Here is a 2,965-nt window from a genome sequence, read left to right on the forward strand (position 1 = left end):
TGAAACACAATCGCTTACTGTCACGCATACCGACGGCTGTAGAATCCCTTAACTAGCTGGGTTAACGCCATATACCCCGCCAAAATGGCAATCAGCCATGGGAAATAACTCAGCGGCAGGGCCCGAAGCTGCAAATAGCCCGCCAGCGGTGAGAACGGCAGCGCGATCCCGATCACCATCACCAGCAGCGTCATAAGCATCACGGGCCAGGCGGCACGGCTCTGGATAAACGGGATCCGCCGGGTACGGATCATATGCACAATCAGGGTTTGCGACAGCAGCCCGACGACAAACCAGCCAGACTGAAACAGCCCCTGCTCTGCTGGCGTATTGGCGTGAAAAACAAACCACATCAGGCAGAAGGTCAGAATATCGAAAATCGAGCTGATCGGGCCAAAGAACAGCATGAAGCGCCCAAGATCGGCGGGGTTCCACCGCTGCGGCTTGCGGATCTGCTCCTCGTCCACGTTATCAAACGGGATCGCCACCTGAGAAAGATCGTACATCAGGTTCTGCACCAGCAGATGCAGGGGCAGCATCGGCAAAAAGGGCAGAAATGCGCTGGCGACCAGAACGCTAAAGACGTTGCCGAAGTTAGAGCTGGCGGTAATCTTGATGTACTTCAGCATGTTGGCAAAGGTACGGCGGCCTTCAATCACCCCAGCTTCCAGCACCATCAGGCTCTTCTCCAGCAGGATGATATCTGCGGCTTCACGCGCGATATCTACCGCGCCATCCACGGAGATGCCGATATCCGCCGCCCGCAGCGCCGGAGCATCGTTAATGCCGTCGCCCATAAAGCCCACCACGTGCCCCTCGCGGCGCAGAAGCGAGACGATGCGCTCCTTGTGCAACGGCGTCAGGCGAGCAAACAGCGTGGTGCGCTGCGCCAGCTGGGCCAACTCGTCATCGGAGAGCGTTTCAATGTCGCTGCCCGTGACTGCCTCGCCCGCCGCCAGCCCTACTTCGTGGCATACCTTCGCCGCCACCAGTTCGCTGTCACCGGTAAGTATTTTTACGCTAATGCCACTGGCCTTCAGCGCTTTTAGCGCCGGGGCGGTGGTCTCTTTCGGTGGATCGAGGAAAGCAATGTAGCCTTCGAGGATCAGATCGGATTCGTCAATGCGCTGGTAGTCCCCTGTCCGTGCTGGCAGGATTTTACTGGCAACGGCAACCACACGTAGCCCTTGGCGGTTGAGGTTATCGGTCACGCGGCTGATGCGGCGCAGCATGGTCTCATCTAACGGAACGATGTCGTCGTGGTAGCGCACCTGAGTACAGACGCTGAGGATCTCCTGCAATGCGCCTTTACAGATCAGCTGGTGCACGTCGGCCTGCTCGCTGACCACGACCGACATCCGGCGGCGCTCGAAATCAAACGGGATCTCATCCACCTTTTGCCAGCGGTTTGATAGCGTGCGGGCAGACGCTTCATCAGTGCCTTCCAGCACCGCAACATCGAGAAGATTTTTTAACCCGGTCTGGTAGTGGCTGTTTAGCCAGGCATTGTGCAGAACGCGCGTGCTCGTGTTGCCGGAGATATCGGTGTGGTGCTCCAGCACAATTTTATCCTGAGTTAGCGTGCCGGTTTTGTCGGTACAGAGAATGTCCATTGCGCCAAAGTTCTGGATGGCATCAAGATGCTTAACAATCACTTTCTGCTTTGACAGCTTCACCGCGCCTCGTGCCAGGGTTGAGGTCACGATCATCGGCAGCATCTCTGGAGTTAACCCCACGGCAACCGAGAGCGCAAACAGCGCCGCCTCCCACCAGTCGCCTTTGGTGTAGCCGTTGATCAGCAGCACAATTGGCGTCATCACCATCATAAAGCGGATCAGCAGCAGGCTGACGCGGCTGATGCCTTTCTGAAAGGCGTTTGGCTCGCTCTCCTGCTCGCTGACGCGCCCGGCGAGCTGCCCAAACCAGGTATCGCCCCCGGTGGCAATAACCATCGCCTGCGCGCTCCCGCTGACCACCGTGGTGCCCATAAAGCACAGCGTATCGCACTCCAGCGGGTTAGCTTGCTGCGGATGACGGCTGGACGCCACTTTCTCTACCGGCAGCGACTCACCGGTCAGCGACGACTGGGCGACAAAGAGATCCCGCGCCTGAAAAATACGTAAGTCTGCGGGGATCATGTCCCCGGCTGAGAGTTTAATGATATCGCCAACCACCAGCTGATCGATAGGCAACTCAAGCCACGCGCTCTCGCCCTTCTCGTTAATAACGCGCAGAACCGTGGCGGTATTGCTGACCATCGCTTTGAGTGCATCGGCCGCTCTGGTGGAGCGCGCCTCCTGAACAAAATTCAGCAGGGTAGCGATCCCGACCATCAGCGCGATAACGCCCGCGGCAAAGAGATCTTCCGTAGCATAGGAGACAATGCCAAGCGCGGTAAGTAGCAGGTTAAAGGGGTTGCGATAGCACAGCCACAGGTGCACCCACCATGGCGCAGGCGTCTCTGACGGAAGCGCGTTGTCACCATGAGCGGCGCGGCTCTGTTCTACCTCCCCCGCATTCAGTCCCTCGGGATGGGAGTGAAATTCCTGCCACAGCGCGTGCTTCTCCAGCGCCGCCGCGCGCAGGCACTGTGCCGTCAGGGTTGGCGGAATGGCTGCGCCAGCCACATTTTTCGCATTTGGTAACGGATCGCGTTGTACCAGACGGCGCGGCAGATGACGGTTCAGCCGCAGACGCAGCCAGCGAGTAATATTGATAAGCATGATATATCCCCCACGCTCGCCGCAGCGAGCGCAGTTCAGCCATCAGGCGTGGCAAGGCCGTACCTGACAGGCACTGAAAAATTTATGCAGGAACGTTCAGGACGTTACTGCCCTACGCATCCGGTAAGGCAATAAAGTGAGGCTTACCGGAAAAAAGGGGTTCTCCATCGAGGGAGAGGGGTGGGATCGGGATCCATGTCGCCTCCGGTAAGATCAAAAGTAAAATCGCGGTGCAGTATACG

Annotated in this window: 2 protein-coding genes; both read right to left on the bottom strand. The window is 58.0% G+C overall.

The window, feature by feature from the left end; genetic code table 11:
* Window positions 1-20: 20 nt before the first annotated feature.
* On the bottom strand, window positions 21-2,723 hold the full coding sequence (gene mgtA / locus FN633_RS17775) for a magnesium-translocating P-type ATPase (RefSeq protein ID WP_154058694.1): 2,703 nt from the start codon (window positions 2,721-2,723) through the stop codon (window positions 21-23).
* A 143-nt stretch (window positions 2,724-2,866) separates the two neighbouring features.
* Window positions 2,867-2,920, bottom strand: coding sequence for a mgtA regulatory leader peptide MgtL (mgtL, locus tag FN633_RS18660; protein WP_370678336.1), 54 nt, complete (start codon window positions 2,918-2,920; stop codon window positions 2,867-2,869).
* Window positions 2,921-2,965 lie beyond the last annotated feature (45 nt).

It is taken from the genome of Pseudescherichia vulneris, from assembly GCF_902164725.1.
GTDB lineage: Bacteria > Pseudomonadota > Gammaproteobacteria > Enterobacterales > Enterobacteriaceae > Pseudescherichia > Pseudescherichia vulneris.